General features: G+C 57.8%; 13 protein-coding genes. 3 read left to right on the top strand and 10 right to left on the bottom strand.

Translation table 11 applies throughout. The annotated features are described in order from the left end of the window. Nucleotides 1-86 precede the first annotated feature (86 nt). The 3 genes from MME58_RS24145 to MME58_RS24135 all read left to right on the top strand — a co-directional run bounded on the left by MME58_RS24145 (nucleotide 87) and on the right by MME58_RS24135 (nucleotide 8,153). Nucleotides 87-5,837 (top strand): hypothetical protein, encoded by a 5,751-nt coding sequence (locus tag MME58_RS24145; RefSeq protein ID WP_055006007.1) that lies wholly within the window; start codon nucleotides 87-89, stop codon nucleotides 5,835-5,837. A 148-nt stretch (nucleotides 5,838-5,985) separates the two neighbouring features. After that, nucleotides 5,986-6,975 (top strand): RHS repeat-associated core domain-containing protein, encoded by a 990-nt coding sequence (locus MME58_RS24140; protein ID WP_082427405.1) that lies wholly within the window; start codon nucleotides 5,986-5,988, stop codon nucleotides 6,973-6,975. A gap of 95 nt (nucleotides 6,976-7,070) precedes the next feature. Further along, nucleotides 7,071-8,153: an RHS repeat-associated core domain-containing protein gene (locus tag MME58_RS24135; protein WP_233590919.1), complete on the top strand. Its 1,083-nt coding sequence runs from the start codon at nucleotides 7,071-7,073 to the stop codon at nucleotides 8,151-8,153. Between the two features lie 57 nt (nucleotides 8,154-8,210). Here the strand turns inward: MME58_RS24135 and fdhA are convergent, their stop codons facing one another. The 10 genes from fdhA to MME58_RS24085 all read right to left on the bottom strand — a co-directional run bounded on the left by fdhA (nucleotide 8,211) and on the right by MME58_RS24085 (nucleotide 20,333). Beyond that, a complete protein-coding gene (fdhA, locus tag MME58_RS24130; RefSeq protein ID WP_054985717.1) occupies nucleotides 8,211-9,410 on the bottom strand; it encodes a formaldehyde dehydrogenase, glutathione-independent in 1,200 nt (399 codons plus the stop codon). A gap of 66 nt (nucleotides 9,411-9,476) precedes the next feature. Next, a complete protein-coding gene (gene purU / locus MME58_RS24125) occupies nucleotides 9,477-10,334 on the bottom strand; it encodes a formyltetrahydrofolate deformylase (protein WP_054985718.1) in 858 nt (285 codons plus the stop codon). Between the two features lie 162 nt (nucleotides 10,335-10,496). Then, a complete protein-coding gene (locus tag MME58_RS24120) occupies nucleotides 10,497-11,129 on the bottom strand; it encodes a sarcosine oxidase subunit gamma (RefSeq protein ID WP_055006005.1) in 633 nt (210 codons plus the stop codon). 48 nt (nucleotides 11,130-11,177) lie between these two features. After that, nucleotides 11,178-14,198: a sarcosine oxidase subunit alpha gene (locus MME58_RS24115; protein WP_055006004.1), complete on the bottom strand. Its 3,021-nt coding sequence runs from the start codon at nucleotides 14,196-14,198 to the stop codon at nucleotides 11,178-11,180. Continuing rightward, nucleotides 14,195-14,491: a sarcosine oxidase subunit delta gene (locus MME58_RS24110; protein ID WP_054985721.1), complete on the bottom strand. Its 297-nt coding sequence runs from the start codon at nucleotides 14,489-14,491 to the stop codon at nucleotides 14,195-14,197. Before MME58_RS24110 ends, MME58_RS24115 begins: the two co-directional genes overlap by 4 nt. A 15-nt stretch (nucleotides 14,492-14,506) precedes the next feature. Beyond that, complete coding sequence (locus MME58_RS24105) at nucleotides 14,507-15,757, bottom strand: sarcosine oxidase subunit beta family protein (RefSeq protein WP_002555602.1); 1,251 nt, start codon at nucleotides 15,755-15,757, stop codon at nucleotides 14,507-14,509. A 17-nt stretch (nucleotides 15,758-15,774) separates the two neighbouring features. Then, entirely contained in the window at nucleotides 15,775-17,028 is a 1,254-nt protein-coding gene (gene glyA / locus MME58_RS24100; RefSeq protein WP_055006003.1) for a serine hydroxymethyltransferase, read from the bottom strand. A 269-nt stretch (nucleotides 17,029-17,297) separates the two neighbouring features. Next, nucleotides 17,298-18,476: a choline ABC transporter ATP-binding protein gene (choV, locus tag MME58_RS24095; protein WP_055006002.1), complete on the bottom strand. Its 1,179-nt coding sequence runs from the start codon at nucleotides 18,474-18,476 to the stop codon at nucleotides 17,298-17,300. Beyond that, nucleotides 18,473-19,321 carry a choline ABC transporter permease subunit gene (choW, locus tag MME58_RS24090; protein ID WP_174518942.1) on the bottom strand — a complete coding sequence of 283 codons (849 nt, stop codon included), beginning with the start codon at nucleotides 19,319-19,321 and terminating at the stop codon, nucleotides 18,473-18,475. The genes choV and choW overlap by 4 nt, the downstream gene beginning before the upstream one ends. Before the next feature lie 64 nt (nucleotides 19,322-19,385). Further along, a complete protein-coding gene (locus MME58_RS24085) occupies nucleotides 19,386-20,333 on the bottom strand; it encodes a choline ABC transporter substrate-binding protein (protein ID WP_055006000.1) in 948 nt (315 codons plus the stop codon). Between the last annotated feature and the right edge of the window lie 107 nt (nucleotides 20,334-20,440).

Below are 20,440 nucleotides of genomic sequence, written 5' to 3'. Positions count from 1 at the left end.
CATTGTCATAAAAGATTTATGTATTACCGCGCTTCCTCTGCGAAACAGCAAGGTCTGGATCTTCTGAAATGTATGGAGCAATTGCAATGACCGACACCCAAACCTCAGCACTTCCCGCCAGGCCAGCCGCAAGCGTTCATGACTTGTTGGCCGCGCAGGGCAACGACCATTTGACCGCCATCCTGCTAAGGCCCCGCACTGAAGGTTTCACGTTACTGGACGAAATAACGGTGCTCGGGGCCGCCAGCTCATTTAAGCGCTGGGCAGACGATATCCAACTCCTTGGCACCTTGAAGTCGATGCTGTTTGACGATGAACTACATGCGTTCAAGGGTGGCGCCGAGCGCGTTACCCGATCCGTGAGTCCGGAAACATCCCTGACAGGACCTGAGGATGAGCGGGCAAAAGCTGTGTTCGATATCGCTCAGCGTCATCAGCGTGAGCCACATTCGCCGATCATCAGAACAGAGCGACTTGATCGCACCCGAGGCGATTACCCCAGACTATTGAATACGCTGCGGGCGCGAATACGTGACTTGAAAACCGGCACCTTTGCGATCAACAGAGAGTTTGTGGCCGTCGCCCAGGACTCTCCGCTGTTTGCGGGCGTCACCTATACCTCTTCGGTTTTGCAGCAGTTCAAGGCCTTGATCCGGCTCGCTGCCGGCATGGACACGACAGGCGATTCCAATGATGACCTGTTGCCCAAAGTGCGGCGTAAAGACCTGCGCTACGTCCTCAGCGTCTTGAATAAACGTCAGGTGGACTTCAGGCAGCCATTCACATGCGTTCTGCACGTCAGTCCCGGTGGAGGCAGTCCGGTTTATACGCTTCAGTTGCAGGGCGTTTCCGACGCCCGTCAACCGGCGAAAATTTTTTTTTCAAATCTGCACCTGCGGTACATCCGTTTCACCGACAGCCTGGCCCTGCTCGGGCCTTATCTGGCTACAGCGTATGCCAAGAGCTATCTGGCGATTCGCGATGATCAGACCGTTTCGCTGCAATGCCTGCTCGATTACTACGGGATCAGTATCCCGGCGGCAGCCAGCCGTGACGATCTGTTGGCGGGGATCGCTGCGCTTGTGCCGGGGGAGAGCGAATCCCGGGGTGCGGTGATGAAGCCTTCATTGCCTTTTACCATCGCAGAAACACAGCGCTTCGTGCTCGATACTTCACAGGTGTACACGTTTCGCCAGCGAAATGTTCAGGCGCATGGCACTGACGACTATGGCGTGATCAACAAAGAGTTGAAAAAGGAAATCCAGTGGCATCTTGCCCGGTGCCGCACCTTGCTGAACAGCCACCGGCATTTCGGCGCCTCATTGCAGGACAACGAAAACGCGTTGTTGGCGATGTTGCAGCAAACAGGTGGTATTACGCTGAAACTTGTCGTTTACGACAGCGACGGCCATCACGACATTTACCGGGAACAGCACACCGTCAATCCCTGGCACGCGAAGGACCTGTCGGGATATTTTGACGCGGCCTGCAAAGAGCTGTCGTTGTACATGATCAACACCATTCGTGATGTGGAAGGCGAGGGTGCCATCAATATCGAAAGGCTGATTGTGGAAGTCATCGTGCCCAATCCAGTCCAGCGCAGTTATCCCCTGACGGATATCGACATCGAAGCCTTCGATATCCGCAGCAAAGAACCTCCGTTTCTGTATGTGGATCCTCTATCTGAAGAGGCGTATGACGCTATCGGGTCACGGTTCATGGTCCTCACAGAGGAACTACGAAGGGTGCAATGGGAGATTGGCCAGTGTGCGACATTGCAGCACGCGGCTGATTATCTGCTGACGCATTATCGCGAGAACGTGCCTGACTTGCCGAACGCGCAGCGCCAGGTGGCGTATACCAAACGCCTGAACGATGCAGTCAATGCCTACTATCGGGTGGCCGCGGCAAATCTGGAGGCTCAGCAACGGTTGCTGGTTGTTCTGCAGCCTACCCAGTCAGAATTTGTTTCACGCGAACTCTGCCGTTATCTGGGGCTGCCCGAGCATAGCTGGCCGGTGATTGCGCGGTCTTCGTTTGATATCAGTTACGAGGCCAATTGGGTCAATACCGGTACGTTCTACAAGCACAAGAAGTCTGTCGGTTATCGAACGCTGCTGAGTGTGATGTATGACGAAGCTCTTCGCCAAGAACTGGCGCTTGCCGATGACCGTGATGAAAAGCTCGGGCGGCTGACTCAGGCGCTCGCCACTAAAACCCGTTACACCGCAAGCCTGAAGGCACTGCAAACGAAGCTGACCGGTTTATTCGATGCAAACATAGCCTTTGTGAACAACGGCAATCTGCCTTCTCAACTGACGACGCCGCAGGCAGCGTACAGGCTTGAGGCAGAGGTTTACGCCGTCAAGGCGACCGAAACCTACCGGGCGTTGGAGGCCGAGCGGATCGTGCTGGCTTCAGGCAGCGCCGCCCAACGGCTGGAATCACTTGAGTGGGCGGCGATATCGGACAGCGACAGACCGGTTCATTGCATCGAGTTATTGACCGCGGACGAGCGCGCCCGGCTTGAGGCAAGCGTTCAGGCGTTCAGGCAAATGTTAAGCGCCAGGACAAACAATGATGACATTCAGAACATGTCGACCAGTGCACAGCATGTGCTGCAAGTGGTGCGTCAGGTCGGCGGACTCATTCCTGTATTGGGTAACTTCATCAACCTGGCATTTGATATTTACGATGGCAACGACGAAGGCATAGCGCTGGACGCAATCAACATTGTTGCAGAACTCTGTCTGGGCAAAATGCGCGCCGTTCCTCCCAGGGTGCTGGGTGTGTTGATGCAGCAAGGCACCAACGTATGGACGATGGCCCAACAGATCCAGGCCCTCGGAGAGTCGATAAGAGCCAACGACTACGAGGCCTCGGTAAAAAACTTCGGCTTTCTTTTGATCGGTATGCGTTCGGCGCTGCACTGCGGTATATCAGCGGTGAAAGGGCTCAAGGCTGCTGTGTCGCGTCATCAACAGGGCGTGAACGAGCGCGAAGTTGCAGGCGAAGAACTTTTGCACAGGCAGTCGTCTGAAGGCAGCTCACATTGGCGTTTCTCCGAGGACGGGCAGATATCCGAGCGCAAGACCGGCAGAAACGTCACGCGTGTCGACTGGAATGGCAACGCGATCGTCGAGGGCGGTGCCCGTGCGGTATTGCTGGGTGGGATAAGCGAGAACATCTACATGCTCAACGGCCATGCCTGTCGTATGGTCAATGGGCTGGCCGGACCGCAATTACGCCCTCTGCATGCGCTGGATATGGAAGCAGGGCAATGGCGCAGACACCCGAATTCGGTTGCCGATGCACCACAGCTTTCACGGTTTGCCCATACCGAAGATTTTCCTGTTCTCTTCAGCGGACGACCGGAGCGCTTTCTGGCACCCGCCAACACGGTCAGTTGGTACGACAACTGCGTGGCGACGCTTGAATCGGTCCCAGCCCGGATCATGGACGCAGATAACAGAGCAACCGGGCAGAACATCGCAGTTGGCGTCATTGAGCATAAGTACGTCACCGAACACGATGGGCATGTCGAGGTGCTCGAACATGCGGGGCATTCAGTCGACACTACCTCGTTCATTCGCGCTGACGGTAGCCGTCTGGAAATCGATAAGGCGCTGCCTGCCATTCCGAGCTACAACCCTGAAATTCAGGCAAAAATTGTCGCTGCGCAAGGCATGTTCGTTACCGTCCAGATAACCGATACCCTGGATGGGCTGGTGGGCAGAAAGACCGTAGCGGGTGTCCTGGCGACGCTCAGTGATGGCCGCGGGCAGGAACTGGTGATCGAGGCGGATCGCGGCGTGCACTACCGAGGTACTGTCGGTATGGAGAATTTTCTGGCGCTGGCACCCGGCGAAACGTTGCAAGACCAGCGTCCTGTCTCCCTGACGATGAGTAAAATCAGTGCTGACGCCGACCCCAAACGAGCGTTGCCTGACCTGTGGCGTCACCAGTCGGATTACCGCAACGGCATAGCCCATGATGACTTTGCGCTGGAACTGTTCTATGGCTCAAAGGCTGCAAACGAGGCTTATGCCCGTAACCCACGATGGGTAGCCAGCAACATCGAAGCAGTTGCCAAAATCAAGCCGCGGCTGCCTTCGTCCATCACGACTGTCGAAAATCCGTTTTATGTTCTCGACACCTCCGAGGAACTGGCCATCCTCTTTGCTGCGCGTAATCAGGCCGCACTCGCCAATACCCTGTTGGGCAATACCATTGAGTGGGGAGCAGCGTCGAAGCCCCGCGCGCTGAGTCTGGGGGAGAAGATCCTCAAGCAGGTTCGACTGACCCGCCCGCTTCTGGCCGCGCAAGGGACGATTCCAGCGCTCGCCAATGAGCGAGGAACCTTTGTCAGGCAGCTTCAGAAAACGCTGTCCGGAAACAACCTGATGATGGCCGAGGTTAGCTTGAAGTCAGGAGAGAAGGCCTGGTTTGCTCATTCACCTACCCGACAGCTCGGTATGCTGGCAGGCCACCTGGATGAACCGTTTTATCTGAGTCATTCGGGGTCCGTCATTGATCATGTCGAAGCCTGCTTTACCGACCCCTCCAGAATTGAAAGTATCGCCGTCCTGTCCCTTAATGACGTTTCGGAAACCGATGCTCGACGCATTTTTCTATCCTCGCAGCGCGGCTATGCCTATGAATCGGTCACCAGCCTCGAGCCGCCAGCCGAGCATGCCCATCTGAGCGGTGCCGACCTGCAGTTACACATCGATGACGCCATTTATCCAGAGCGAACCCGAGGCGTGGGCATTGCCAGTGCCTTTGTTGACCTGTCCGATGCCGAAGTGGTCAGTACGGGGCCAAAACGAGGCAGTTACTCCATTGGTGGTCGTGACTACATCAAACTGGATAACGGCAGAATCTACCGGGCCGTCTGGGATGAGCGCAACGGCGTCTTTCTGCTGGTGCCGCCGCAAGGACGGTCGCGCGCTGAAACCCTGGCGCTGCCCTGGGTACGCAACACAGGTGGGCACGAGTTCACGCTTATCAATCGACCTGGCTTAAAGGGCGGTAACGTTGTCAATCAGACGATCTGCAACATCCGCACACGGCGAGTGGCTGGTGCCGTCGCGTCCCACGAGCACTATGCCGCTCAGGAGGCGGCAGGCGGAGTGTTTCAGGTTCACCATGAAGACTTGAACATCATGAATGACAACGCGCTCGTCGCCGGAAAGCTCAATGTGCCATCCGACCTGTTCCACACCATCGAGCCGGATCGGGATGGCTATGTAAGGCTCGAAGCCAAGGCAGCGGTCCCCGAAAGCTGTATTTCCAGTACCGAGTTCTTGGTATCGAAATATGCAGGCGGAGAAATACCGTTCGATTATGAAGGCGAGCGCTCGGGCAACCCGGCTCCAGTCGTGCCCAATGTCGAGGTTGTCGCGCTGCGTCAGGGGCAGCCGGTGAGTCTGAATATTTCGACGACTCCTCTTGAGGGCTGGATAAAGGCCCCGGGCCATTCTGATTACTTTACTGACGAGCAATCATTTCCCGAAGTCGGAGAGGGTATCGGTTTTATCGAGCGCGAGGTGCTGGAGGGCACTCCATCCTCGGAATACCCGTTTCATTTCATGTTCGTGGCCGGGAAAGTTCTGGACCTGGAAGGGCATATCACGGGCGTGCTGGCCTCGGACTTGTCCGAAGCCGCACGAGACACTGACGAACGTGGTGCTGCAACACAATTACCCGCCAGCCGTAACTGGAATATCGGGCTTTTCGAGTCAATCGACGGTATGCGCGGAGCTCCGGCACCTGACAGTAATTACTATGCAAAAGAACACTACTACTCGGTACTGGTGAGGCCTGTGCGAGAGTAGGGCAGTACAGTTCATGGCGCTGGAGGCTTCAGCCCTCAGCGTCTTTTGATCCTGCAGGCGGAGCGGCCCTAGTAATTCTGCCAGCTGGTCGCAAGCAGAGCGTCAGCCCAGACTCGCTGCCATAGGGTTACCTCAAAGGAGTAACACCATGGCTTCGTCTGGGCAATCCGTGCTCTGCGTCTATCGCTACGATCCATTGGACCGCCTGGCCGACTGCTCACCTGTGGGGGAGGGCAGCATTGGCCTTTTCTATCAGAAGAGTCATCTGGCTACGCAGATTCACGAGCAGATACAGCACACCCTTTTGCGCACAGGCGAGCATCTTTTGGCGCAACGACGTACGGAACATAACCAGAGCGCATGTGTTTTTCTGATTACGGATCAACAGCAGTCTGTGATTGCGGCGCAGGGTTTGGCATTTGCGTATACGCCTTACGGCCATCGTCATCCTTCTGCAGGGCCGATGAACCTGCCGGGTTTTACCGGCCAGCGGGTTGATCCGGTAACGGGGCACTATTTGCTGGGCAATGGTTATCGGGCATTCAATCCCGTGTTAATGAGGTTCAATAGCCCGGACAGCCTGAGTCCGTTTGGTGAGGGTGGGTTGAATGCGTATGCGTATTGTGGGGGTGATCCGGTTAATGGGGCAGATCCGAGTGGGCATATGCCTGGACGGTTTAGATTGTCTAGACCGCTAAGATCAAGGCCAGCCTCAGTAAGCGCACGAAATACAGTGTCTGACATGGCACCGAACGCTGATGATCCACCGAACTATCGAGATGCACAACAGGCTTTAGATGATAAAAATTACCACAGGCCAATTAACAAAAAATCCGAAAAAATTGACTCAATGTGGGACAGCTATAAAAATTTAAAGGCTGATGTAACGTACGTAAAGAAAAATGTAAATGATATGAACGTGCGCAAGATTTCTCCCACTCCCGAGTATCTGAACAGAAAACTTCGCCTTGAGAAAGAGCTGTCTGATTTAGAAACCGCTTTGGAGCTGGTCCCCCCGCCTAGTTACAGTTATGCTCGTTATGGTCTAGCCACGGCACGGCCCCCAAATCATTCTAATGTTGCAGCCAAGGTACGTGGCAAGGTTGACGAACTTCGTCATCGTGGCGTGTGGGATTAATGGAACTTAATGGTCAAGTTAGTTCTGCCAGCGGTGCGGAATCAGAGCGTCAGCCCAGACTCGCTGCCATAGGGTTACCTCAAAGGAGTGACACCATGGCTTCGTCTGGGCAATCCATGCTCTGCGTCTATCACTACGATCCATTGGACCGCCTGGCCGACTGCTCACCTGCGGGGCAGGGCAGCATTGGCCTTTTTTATCAGAAGAGTCACTTTGCTACGCAGATTCAAGGGCAGATACAGCACACCCTTTTGCGCACAGGCGAGCATCTTTTGGCGCAACGACGTACGGAAAACAACCAGAGCGCATGTGTTTTTCTGACTACGGATCAACAGCAGTCTGTGATTGCGGCGCAGGGTTTGGCATTTGCATATACGCCTTACGGCCATCGTCATCCTTCTGCAGGGCTGATGAACCTGCCGGGTTTTACCGGCCAGCGGGTTGATCCGGTGACGGGACACTATTTGCTGGGCAATGGTTATCGGGCATTCAATCCCGTGTTGATGAGGTTCAATAGCCCGGACAGTCTGAGTCCGTTTGGTGAGGGTGGGGTGAATGCGTATGCTTATTGTGGGGGGGATCCGGTTAATCGGGTTGATCCGAGTGGGCATGTGCCAGGTTTTCTGAAAAGCGCATTGCGGGCGCTGGGTTTAATGAGGAAAGCAGCATCCCATCCTCAGAAGTCTGATCAGGCTTTAAAGTTCCTGTATTTGACCAGTCCTCGATCATCAGTACGCGGCATTGATGTATACGACAGGCCGATAAGCGGCGGAAAATTAGAGTTGGTAGTTAATGGCCATGGCTATAACCCATCGAAGTATGGAGGCCCAAGAGTTTTGATGGGGCAAAGCCCCACGTCACCCACAATGCTTGATTTTACGCTTAGACGACAGGGTTTGGAATTCGAGAGATATGAATATGCCCGCCTTGTTATATGTCACTCTGCGACGGGCGGTTCTAACTCGTTTGCCGCTGAGTTTTCTAAACTATCAGGCCTGTCTGTAAAGGCTTATCGTGGGGGAGTTGCTGGTCATGGTCCTACCGAGATTCGCAGGTATGTAAGCCAGAAAAGCGAATCGGTTTTTAGACTGGGGATTTATAAAAAGAATGTATTTGAGCCTGGCAGTAATTTGAATATGGGTTTTTCGTATGATCCAGTTTGGATTACATCTTTTTAACGAATCGGCAGGTACTGATTTTTTTGGAAGGGCGGTGCTAACCGCCCAGTTTTAATTTTACACCCCACCAAACAACCCATGCGGATCAATCACAAATTTCTTCGGCACGCCCGAATCAAACTCCCCATACCCCCGCGGTGCATCATCCAGGCTGATCACCTCGACACCCACCACGTCGGCGATCTTGATGCGGTCCCACATGATGGCCTGCATCAACTGACGGTTGTATTTCATGACGGGAGTCTGGCCGGTGTGGAAACTGTGGGATTTGGCCCAGCCCAGGCCGAAGCGAATGCTCAGGCTGCCCATTTTTGCAGCAGCGTCCACCGCACCCGGATCTTCGGTGACGTACAGGCCGGGGATACCGATTTTACCTGCGACCCTTACCACCCCCATCAATGAGTTGAGGACGGTCGCGGGTGCCTCCGATTGCGCACCGGCATGGCCGTGACCGCGAGCTTCGAAGCCTACGGCGTCGATGGCGCAATCCACTTCAGGTTCGCCGAGCAGGGCGGCGATCTGTTCGTGCAGCGGCGTGTCCTGAGACAGGTCGGCAATTTCGAAGCCTTGAGCCTTCGCGTGAACCAGGCGTGTCGGGTTGACGTCGCCGACGATCACCACGGCAGCGCCCAGCAAGCGCGCTGACGCCGCCGCAGCAAGGCCGACCGGGCCAGCGCCTGCAACGTAAACGGTGCTGCCAGGACCAACCCCGGCGGTGACTGCTCCGTGGTAGCCAGTGGGCAGGATGTCGGAAAGGCAGGTCAGGTCACGGATTTTTTCCATCGCCGCGTCGCGGTCCGGCAGTTTGAGCAGGTTGAAATCAGCGTACGGCACCAGCACGTACTCAGCCTGCCCGCCAACCCAGTCACCCATGTCGACGTAACCATAGGCACCACCGGCGCGCGCCGGATTGACCGTCAGGCAGACGCCGGTGTTCTGCTCCTTGCAGCTGCGGCAACGACCGCACGCCACGTTGAACGGCACGGAGACCAGATCGCCGACTTTGAGATGCTCAACGTCGCGACCGGCTTCCAGCACCTCGCCGGTTATTTCATGACCCAGCACCAGCCCGGTCTGCGCCGTAGTACGCCCGCGCACCATATGCTGGTCGGAACCACAGATATTGGTGGAAACCACGCGCAGGATCACGCCGTGCTCGATGCGCTTGCCGCGTGGGTCTTCCATTTTGGGGAAGGGAATGGATTGCACTTCGACCTTGCCAGCGCCGAGATACACAACACCGCGATTACCAGACATACATGTCACCTCGCTTTTATTGTTTTGGAGCAGATTTCGAGCAAAAAAACAGTTGCAAGCTTGCAGCTACAGAACCACCGTCCTGTTGGCGTTGAGGAACACTCGCCGTTCAATGTGATAGCCCACTGCACGGGCCAGCGTGAGTCCTTCGATGTCTCGACCCTTGGCAATCAGGTCTTCGGGATAGTGGCTGTGATCGACCACTTCCACGCCCTGAGCAATGATCGGACCTTCGTCCAGATCGTTGTTGATGTAATGCGCGGTGGCACCGACCAGTTTCACACCTTTGTTGTAGGCCTGGTGGTAAGGCTTGGCACCTTTGAAACCCGGCAGCAACGAGTGGTGGATATTGATCGCCTTGCCATCGAGCTTGCGGCACAGATCAGGTGACAGGACCTGCATGTAACGGGCAAGAATCACCAGTTCCGCGCCGGACTCTTCAATGACGCGCCAGACCTTTGCTTCCTGTGCCGGCTTGTCGTTCGGGTCGAGAGGGAAATGGTAGTACGGAATTCCGTGCCAGCCAGCCAACGGTTCAAGATCAGGGTGATTGGACACCACCGCGACGACGTCCATGGACAGTTGATTGATACGCTGGCGATAGAGCAGGTCATTCAGGCAATGATCGGCTTTGGAGACCATGATCACCACTTTTGGCCGGTAGTTGGGCGCCGTGAGCTCGAAGATCATGCCGAACGCTTCGCCTCTTTCACTTAGCCCGGCGCGGAATGCCTGTTCGTCGAAAGCGTCCGGTTGGCGAAATTCCACGCGAATAAAAAAACGCCCCGACAGGCGATCGTCGAAGGAGTGGTGTTCTGTCACATAGCAACCCTGCTCGAACAGAAAGCGGGTCACTGCATCCACCGTGCCCAGCACGCTTGGGCAGTCGGCGGTCAAAATCCATGTGTCGGGCGCGCGGCTCATTGAATCAATGCTCCTGAATGTTCGTTATCCACAGATCCGGCTGACTCTCGTGACAATGCTGCGCGTTATACACAAAACTTGTGGGAGCGTACCGGGCGACGCTCCCACAGGAGTCTCCCACAGAGTCTTCATTGAGACTGACACTGCGGTCTCCCGGGCTTTTCACGCCTGAATGCTCAGCCCGTACTCGGCACTCGCATCCTGTAGCCAAAGCCACCAGTAATCCGAGAAGCTACGGCGGACCAGCAGTTCCCAGGTCTCTTCACCGGTCCGGCGGATCACCAGTTGCGACTTGGCAAACACGGTGCCGACTGCCTTGCCCACCGGAAAGTTATCCGGATGCACGTCGTAACTGGTCGATTTCATCAGCACCCGGCGCACGTCAGGCCCGCTCAGTTCAAGAATCGACTGGCCGCCGCTGACGTTGACAATGGAGATATGCAGCCCGCCCAGTGCCTCGCGCAGTTGCTGTTCTGCCGCAAACTCTTCACCGCCCGGCACGATCAGCAGCCACTCATCCGGGCCAAGCCATTGCAGCGAGCGCTCGCCGCTGGTGACCAGCATCAGCGCGGCGGGCAACTCCATGCCCAGCGCCTTGTGCACGCCGGCAGCGAACGCCGGATCATGCGCGTCGCCGCGAATCGTCAAGTGCCCCAGCAGCTTTTTCTCGCGCAGGAGAACACCCGGGCTGGCGCGACCCTTGCCGACCAGACTGTCGAGGTTTGCATGGAACAGTGGCGACTCGGCTTTGACATCGAGGGTCGGGCACTGCTGGTAAACGTTCGCTGTGGTCATGAGTCACCTGCCTTGAATTCTGTGTGCTGCTGATCGGCGCACCGCGCGTTACTCGACATTCTGCCGCTCGCCCTTTGGATCGAAGAACACCGAAGAAACGATCTCGGCTTCGATCACGCTGCCGTCTGCAAGCGGCGCAAACACACGCTCACCGAGACGCTTCAGGCCGCCTTTGACCACACCCATCGCGAACGAATAGCCCAGCGAGTTGTGCGCGTAGCTCGAGGTCACGTGGCCAACCATGCTCATCGGGATCGCCTGTTGGGTATCGAACACCAGTTGCGCACCTTCCGGCAGCCATTTGGCTGGGTCGACGGGCTTGAGGCCGACCAGTTGCTTGCGCTGCTCACGTACGCAGTCTTCACGATTCATGCCGCGCCAGCCGATCCAGGAAAACGGCTTGGTCCGGCCGACACACCAGCCCATGTTCAGGTCGTCAGGGGTCATCGAGCCGTCGGTGTCCTGACCGACAATGATGAAACCCTTTTCGGCACGCAGGACGTGCATGGTTTCGGTACCGTAAGGCGTCAGGTTGTACTGCTTGCCTGCTTCGGCGATCTTTTCCAGTACGCCCATGGCGTAATTGGCCTGAATGTTGACCTCGTAGGACAGCTCGCCGGTAAACGAGATACGGAACACGCGTGCTGGCACCCCTGCGACCAGGCCTTCTTTCCAGGTCATGAACGGGAACGCCTCACGGCCCAGATCGATGTCGGTAACGTCGCTCAGCAATTTTCGACTGTTGGGGCCTGATAACGTCAGAGTCGCCCAGTGATCGGTCACTGACGTGAAATACACCTTCAGGTCCGGCCATTCGGTCTGCTGGTAGATTTCCAGCCATTGCAGGACGCGTGCAGCGCCGCCTGTGGTGGTGGTCATCAGAAAGTGGTTGTCGGCCAGACAGGCTGTTACACCGTCATCGAAGACCATGCCGTCTTCCTTGCACATCAGGCCATAGCGCGCCTTGCCCACATCCAGTTTGGTCCAGGCATTGGTGTAGATACGGTTGAGGAACTCGCGGGCATCCGGGCCTTGAATGTCGATCTTGCCAAGCGTCGACGCGTCCAGCAGACCCACGCTGTCACGTACGGCCTTGCATTCACGAGCGACTGCTGCGGGCAGGTCTTCACCGTTTTTCGGAAAGTACCAGGGGCGTTTCCACTGTCCGACGTCCTCGAATTCGGCACCGTTTTTGACATGCCAGGCATGCAGTGCGGTGAAACGCACCGGTTCGAAGATGTGCTTGCAATGACGTCCGGCGATTGCGCCGAAGGTCACCGGTGTGTAGTTGGGCCGAAACATGGTGGTGCCCATTTCCGGGATCGACACGTTCAGCGAACGGGCGGCGATGGCCAGGCCGTTGACGTTGCCCAGCTTGCCTTGGTCGGTGCCGAAACCCAGTGCGGTGTAGCGCTTCACGTGCTCGACCGACTCGAAGCCTTCGCGGGTTGCGAGCTCGATGGCGGCAGCGGTCACGTCGTTCTGCAGATCGACGAATTGCTTGGGAGCCCGTGCGGTGCCTTTTTCATGCGGCACCTGGAACAGCGCCAGCGTCGGCTCCTCGGTACGCACAAGCGCTTTGGGCATTACGCCTTCGACAACCTTGAAGCCCGCTTCGCTGGCAGCGCGCACGCCACCTTCGAAACCATCGGCCAGGCTGTCAGCCAGGTTGTAGACACCGTTGACGCCGCCCACGCACACGCGTTTCTGTGGTGCTTCGCCCGGTACGAAACCCAGGATGTCTTCACGCCATACAGGCTTGCCGCCCAGGTGTGAGGCCAGATGCACAATCGGGCTGTAGCCACCGGAGCTGGCAATCAGATCGCATTCAAGCCATTCGCCAGGACTGGTGACGGCATGCGCCTTGACGTCGATGGCCGCGACACGGGCAGCACTCACGCGCTTGCTGCCACGGGCTTCGATCACTGCACTGCCGGTCAGGATGCGAATGCCTTTGGCGCGTGCCTCCTCCACCAGCGGACCGCGAGGGTTGTGCCGCGCATCGGCAATCGCGACCACTTGCAGGCTGGCGTCGAGCCAGTCCAGAGCGACGCGGTAGGCGTGGTCGTTGTTGGTGGAAAGCACCAGTTTCTTGCCGGGTGCTACGCCGTAACGGCGAACATAGGTTGAAACAGCACCGGCCAGCATGTTGCCCGGCACGTCGTTGTTGCCATAAACCAGCGGCCGCTCGTGAGTACCTGCGGCCAGTACCACACGTTTGGCGCGCACGCGGTGCATGCGCTGGCGAACCATGCCGATGGGCGCACGATCACCGAGGTGGTCGGTCAGGCGTTCGTGAATGGTCAGGAAATTATGATCGTGATAGCCGTTGACCGTGGCACGGGGCAGCAGTGTCACGTTGCGCAGGCTTTTCAGTTCGGCCACCACCGTGGTCACCCACTCGGCAGCAGGCTTGCCGTCCAGGCTTTCACGACTGTCCAGCAGGCTGCCGCCGAACTCTTCCTGTTCATCGGCAATGATCACTCTGGCACCGCTGCGGCCTGCTGCCAGTGCGGCTGCCAGACCTGCAGGGCCTGCGCCGACGATCAGCACGTCACAGTGCTGGTTCATCGCGTCGTAGCTGTCCGGATCGTTCTCTGTCGGCGAGCGCCCCAGGCCTGCGGCCTTGCGGATGTACTTTTCGTAAGTCATCCAGAACGATTGTGGGTACATGAAGGTTTTATAGTAGAAACCCGGTGGCATCAGCTTGCCGCCGACTTTGCCCAGAATACCCATGACGTCGGTGTTGACGCTTGGCCAGCCATTGGTGCTGGTCGCCACCAGTCCCGGGTAGAGTGCCTGTTGAGTCGCACGTACGTTGGGGATTTGCGTCGCTTCGGTCGCGCCTATCTGCAGCACCGCATTGGGCTCTTCCGAACCCGCCGCGAAGATGCCGCGCGGGCGAGAGTATTTGAAGCTGCGCCCGATGATGTCGACGCCGTTGGCCAGTAAGGCGGAGGCCAGCGAGTCGCCCTCAAAGCCTTGGTAGGTCTGGCCGTTGAAGGTGAAGTTGAGCACCTTGCTGCGATTGATGCGGCCGCCGTTGGGCAGGCGATGGGTCTGGCTCATACCATGTCTCCCCGGTCCGTGAACTGCGGTTTGGTACCAATCGGATAGGTTTCGAGAATCTCGTAAGTCACGGTATTGCGTGTCATGTTGAAGTACTGGCGGCAACCAGCGGCGTGTATCCACAGCTCGTGGTGCAGGCCGCGCGGGTTATCGCGGAAAAACATGTAATCGCCCCATTGCTCGTCGGTGCAGGCGGAAGGGTCCAGCGGACGCGGAATGTGCGCCTGGCCGGATGGATGGAATTCCTCTTCGGAGCGCAGTTCGCCACAGTGAGGACAGAAGATATGCAGCATGGTCGGGTTCTCCTGTTAGTGGGCTACGGCTGCAGCGCCGTGTTCGTCGATGAGCGCGCCGTTGTGGAAACGGTCGATGGAGAATGGCTTGGCAAGCGGGTGCATTTCACCCTTGGCCAGGCTGGCCGCAAACACGTTGCCCGAGCCCGGCGTAGCCTTGAAACCGCCGGTGCCCCAGCCGCAGTTGAAGAACATGTTCGGCACCGGTGTTTTGGAAATGATCGGGCAGGCGTCCGGCGTGGTGTCGACGATGCCGCCCCACTGGCGGTTCATGCGCACGCGGGAAAGCACCGGAAACATTTCTACGATGGCCTGGATGGTGTGCTCGATCACCGGGTATGAGCCGCGCTGGCCGTAACCGACCCAGCTGTCGATACCGGCACCGATCACCAGGTCACCCTTGTCCGACTGGCTGATGTAGCCGTGTACGGCATTGGACATGATGACGCTGTCGATAATCGGCTTGATCGGTTCGGAGACCAGCGCCTGCAACGGGTGCGACTCGATCGGCAGACGGAAGCCTGCGAGTTTTGCCATGTGCCCGGAGTTGCCGGCGGTTACTACGCCGACACGTTTTGCACCAATGAAACCCTTGTTGGTTTCGACGCCGATGCACACGCCGTTTTCCTTGCGAAAGCCGATGACTTCCGTCTGCTGGATCAGGTCTACGCCCAGCGCATCAGCGGCACGCGCGAAACCCCAGGCCACCGCATCGTGACGAGCGACACCACCCCGGCGCTGGACCGTTGCGCCGATGATGGGGTAACGGGTGTTCTTCGAGCAGTCGAGATACGGGATTTCCTCCGCGACCTGTTTGCCGTTGAGCAATTCGCCATCCACGCCGTTCAGACGGTTGGCGCTGACCCGGCGTTCGGAGTCACGCATGTCTTGCAAGGTATGGCACAGGTTGTAGACGCCGCGCTGGGAAAACATGACGTTGTAGTTCAAGTCCTGTGACAGGCCTTCCCACAGCTTCATTGCGTGTTCATAAAGATGGGCCGACTCGTCCCACAGGTAATTGGAGCGCACGATGGTGGTGTTGCGCGCAGTGTTGCCGCCGCCCAGCCAGCCTTTCTCGACCACGGCCACATTGGTGATGCCGTGCTCCTTGGCCAGATAGTAGGCCGTCGCCAGGCCGTGTCCGCCGCCGCCGACGATGACCACGTCATAGACCTTCTTCGGGGTCGGCGTGCGCCACATGCGCTGCCAGTTTTCGTGATGGCTGAGGGAATGCTTGAGAAGGCCGAAGCCTGAGTAATGCTGCATGTAAGGCTACTCCTGACTCAGCGATAAACCGGGAAATCGGCGCACAGGGTTGCGACCTGACTGGCGACGTTGGCCTCGACATCGGCGTCGCCGAGATTATCGAGAATGTCGCAGATCCAGCCTGCCAGTTCGACGCACTGGGTCACCTTGAAGCCGCGGGTAGTGACGGCCGGGGTGCCGATACGCAGGCCCGAGGTTACGAAGGGCGACTGCGGGTCATTGGGCACCGAGTTCTTGTTGACGGTGATGTGCGCACGGCCCAGTGCTGCGTCGGCGTCCTTGCCGGTCAGGCCCTGACGGATCAGGCTGACCAGAAACAGATGGTTGTCGGTGCCGCCGGAGACCACATCGAAGCCACGGTCGATAAATACCTGGGCCATGGCCTGAGCGTTGTCGATGACTTGCTGTTGATAGGCTTTGAAACCCGGCTCCATTGCTTCCTTGAAACATACGGCCTTGGCGGCGATGACGTGCATCAGCGGGCCGCCCTGACCGCCGGGGAACACAGCGGAATTGAATTTCTTCTCCAGCTCTTCATTGGCTTTGGCGAGGATCAGCCCGCCACGTGGGCCGCGCAGGGTCTTGTGGGTGGTGGTTGTGACCACGTCTGCATAAGGCACCGGATTCGGGTAGAGACCGGCGGCAACCAGACCGGCGACGTGCGCCATGTCGACAAACAGGTAGGCCCCCACCTTGTCGGCGATTTCACGGAAGCGCGGGAAATCCAGGGTCTTCGAGTAGGCCGAGAAGCCGGCAATGATCATTTTCGGCTGGCATTCGACGGCGATGCGTTCGACTTCATCGTAATCAATCAGCCCGGTTGCGGTGTCGATGCCGTACTGCACGGCGTTGTAGAGCTTGCCCGAGAAGCTGACCTTGGCACCGTGGGTCAGGTGACCGCCATGGGCCAGACTCATGCCCAGTACGGTGTCTCCCGCCTGGAGCAGGGCCAGATAGACCGCCGCATTGGCCTGGCTGCCGGAGTGCGGCTGGACGTTGGCATAGTCGGCACCAAACAACTGTTTTGCGCGTTCGATGGCCAGTTGTTCGACCTTGTCGACGTGCTCGCAGCCGCCGTAATAGCGCTTGCCGGGATAGCCTTCGGCATACTTGTTGGTCAGGCCGCTGCCCTGGGCCTGCATCACGCGTTTGCTGGTGTAATTCTCCGAGGCGATCAGCTCGATATGGTCTTCCTGACGCTGCTCCTCGGCGTTCATCGCCGACAACAGTGCGTCGTCATAACCCTGAATCTGGTCTTGCTTGCTGAACATCGCGGATCTCCCAGCGGCGGCGCGGCGCCTGACTTGTCGTTAGGGCCGAACAGAGCCCTCTGAGAGCGATGGTAGGGCCGGACCGAAGACGCCAAATGCCTATGGACGCCACACAAAGGTGCGTTTACGACATGGGGGACGGGGGAGCAGAAATAGCGAAAGAAGAGTGGCGCAATGACCAGGCCACAAACGAAAAAGCCCGCTCCCGTCTGGTGTCAGTCCAGAGCAGGGGAGCGGGCTTGCCGGTTTCAGGCGTTAACCTTCAGGCCTCAGCCGTGGTTTTTGCCCAGCAGGGCGTGATACAGCTCGGTGTCACCGAGAATGCCCACCACTTTATTGCCGTCCTGCAAGACCAGCTTGTTGCCGGTCTGGTAGCGGATCTGCAATGCGTCGCGCATGCCGATGTTGGAGTGCACAAGAGTGGGGCGTCTTTCCAGGGTGCCGACGTCCTGACCGGGGGCCCAGTTCTGCAGATCAAGTGGCGTGGCACCTTGCCGTGCACCCTTGATCACATTGCCCTCGGCCAGATCGAGCCACGAATCGCCGCTCGGGTCCAGGCATACCGAACCGTTGAGGTGTGTGCACTCATCGACCGTGCGCATCAGGCTGCGACCGCACAGCACATTCAGTGGATTGGTATGCGCAACGAAGGTCCGGACGTATTCGTCTGCCGGGTTGAGAACGATCTGCTCCGGCACGCTGTACTGAACAATGCGGCCGTCCTTCATGATCGCGATCCGGCTGCCGAGCTTGAGCGCTTCATCCAGATCGTGGCTGACGAAGACGATGGTCTTGCTCAGCTTGCTTTGCAGGGCGAGCAGCTCATCCTGCAGACCCTGGCGGATGAGTGGGTCGAGCGCCGAAAACGGTTCGTCCATCAGCAGAATGTCGGCGTCCATTGCCAGCGCACGGGCCAGCCCCACTCGCTGCTGCATGCCGCCAGACAGCTCGTCCGGCTTCTTGTTGCGCCACTGGGTCAGGCCCACCAGTTCGAGCTTTTCATCCACCAGCTTGCGTCGTTCCTTTTCGGGACGACCCTGCATCTCCAGGCCAAAGCTGATGTTCTCGCGTACTGTCAGCCAGGGCATCAGGGCGAATTTCTGAAAGACCATGGCAATGCGTTTGGTACGCATCATTTTCAGCTCGGCGGCGCTGCAGTTGGCAATGTTGATCTGCGAGCCTTCATGCTCGACGAACAACGAGCCGCGGCTGACGGTATTGAGGCCGTTGATACAACGCAACAGGCTGGATTTTCCGGAGCCAGACAGCCCCATCAGGACGCAGATTTCGCCTTTCTCGATGTCCAGGCTGGCATTCTCGACGCCGACGATCTGTCCGGTCTTCTTGAGGATCTGGTCACGCGTGAGGCCTTCGTCCAGCAATTTCAGGGCTTCACGCGGGTCCTTGGCGAAGATGACGTCTACCTTGTCGAATTTGATGATGCTCATGCGTCGGACCCTACCTTGGCTTCAGGTTGTTTGCAGATACGGTCGAGCATGATTGCCAGCAATACGATTGCCAGACCGGCTTCGAAACCGAGCGCGATATCGGCCGTGTTGAGTGCATTGACCACCGGTTTGCCCAGGCCGTCGGCACCGACCAGCGCGGCAATCACGACCATCGACAACGACAGCATGATGCACTGGGTAATCCCGGCGGCAATGCTGGGCATTGCGTAGGGCAGTTCGATGCGCGTCAGCAACTGGCGGCGCGACGAGCCGAAGGCCTTGCCGGCATCCAGCAGTTCGTGAGGCACATCGCGGATGCCCAGATACGTCAGGCGAATCGGTGCCGCAATGGCGAAAACCACTGTCGAGATCAGACCGGGCACCACGCCCAGGCCGAACAGCGTAAGGGTCGGAATCAGATAGACGAACGTGGGAACGGTCTGCATCAGGTCCAGCAGCGGCCGGATGATGGTGTAGAACAGCGGCTTGTGCGCGGCAATGATGCCCAGCGGCACGCCGATGACGACACATACCAGCGTGGCGAAGAGCACCTGCGCCAGGGTTTCCATGGTCTCCTGCCAGTAATGCAGGTTGAGGATCAGCAGAAACGAAAGGATGACGAAAACCGTCAGGCCCCACTTGCGCTGGATGAAATGCGCGAGGGCGGCGATAAGGCCGATCAATACCAGCGGGTTGAACCAGGTCAGCGCGAAGGTGAACCCGTGGATCATCATTTCCAGTGTCGAGGCAATCGCGTCGAAGTAGTCGGCACCGTTTGCCGTCAACCAGTCGACGAATGAGGCGATGTACTCGCCCAGAGGGATTTTTTGATCAGTCAGCATGATATCGGGTGTCCGCTTGCGGGAGGTGAAGAGGGCAGCAGGCGGGCCAGGCCCGCCTGCTGTCGGCTTACTGGGTCAGCTTGGCCCGGGCTGCCTCCAGGCCTGGCTTGCCATCAACTGTGGTCACGCCTGCGAGCCAGGTGTCGAGCACTTGCGGGTTCTTCTTGATCCACGCCTTGGCGGCGGCATCAGGCTTCATCTTGTCGTCCAGCACGTTGCCCATCAGGGTGCTTTCCATGTCCAGTGTGAAGGACAGGTTCTTGAGCAACTGGCCTACGTTGCCGCATTCCTGACTGTAGCCTTTACGAGTATTGGTGTAGATAGTCGCCTGACCATAGTTGGGGCCGAAGAAGTCATCACCGCCGGTAAGATATTTCATCTTGAAACGGGTGTTCATCGGGTGCGGTTCCCAACCCAGGAACACGACATCGTTTTTGCGTTTCACGGCGCGATCGACCTGCGACAGCATGGCCGCTTCGCTGGATTCGACGACCTTGAAGCCTGCGTCTTTCAGGCCGAAAGCGTTCTTGTCGATCATGCTCTGGATCAGGCGATTGCCATCATTGCCGGGCTCGATGCCGTAGATCTTGCCGCCCAGTTCCTTCTTGAACTTGGCGATGTCGGCGAAGTCATGCAGACCCTTGTCGTAAAGCGCTTCCGGCACTGCCAGGGTGTACTTGGCGTTCTCCAGGTTGGCACGCACGGTTTCGACAGTGCCAGCTTCGCGATACGGCTTGATGTCGTTTTCCATGGTCGGCATCCAGTTGCCGAGGAAAACGTCCATGTTCTTGCCGTCCGCCAGCGACTTGTAGGTCACCGGTACGGAAATCATGGCGGTCTTGGTCTTGTAGTCCAGTGACTCGAGTACAGCGCTGGTGACCGCAGTGGTGACGGTGATGTCAGTCCAGCCTACATCGGAGAAGTTGACCGTATGACAGGCCTCTGGCTCGGCTGCCTGAGCGAGCACCGGCATACAGAGCGTGGCGGCCAACAGCAACGATTTGGAACCTTTCATGGGTGGACTCCTGTGAAGTTTTTTCTAGTCATCAGCAGGTGAGCGCTGACGCGGCTTATGGTTGGCGAGGCTTTTCGCGAAGCTCCATCACTGCGCCGGGCGATCGA

Source organism: Pseudomonas syringae pv. tagetis, assembly GCF_022557255.1.
GTDB classification, from domain to species: Bacteria; Pseudomonadota; Gammaproteobacteria; order Pseudomonadales; family Pseudomonadaceae; genus Aquipseudomonas; species Aquipseudomonas caricapapayae.
Note: the sequence above shows the minus strand (reverse complement) of the source record. Positions and strands in the feature narration are given on the sequence as shown.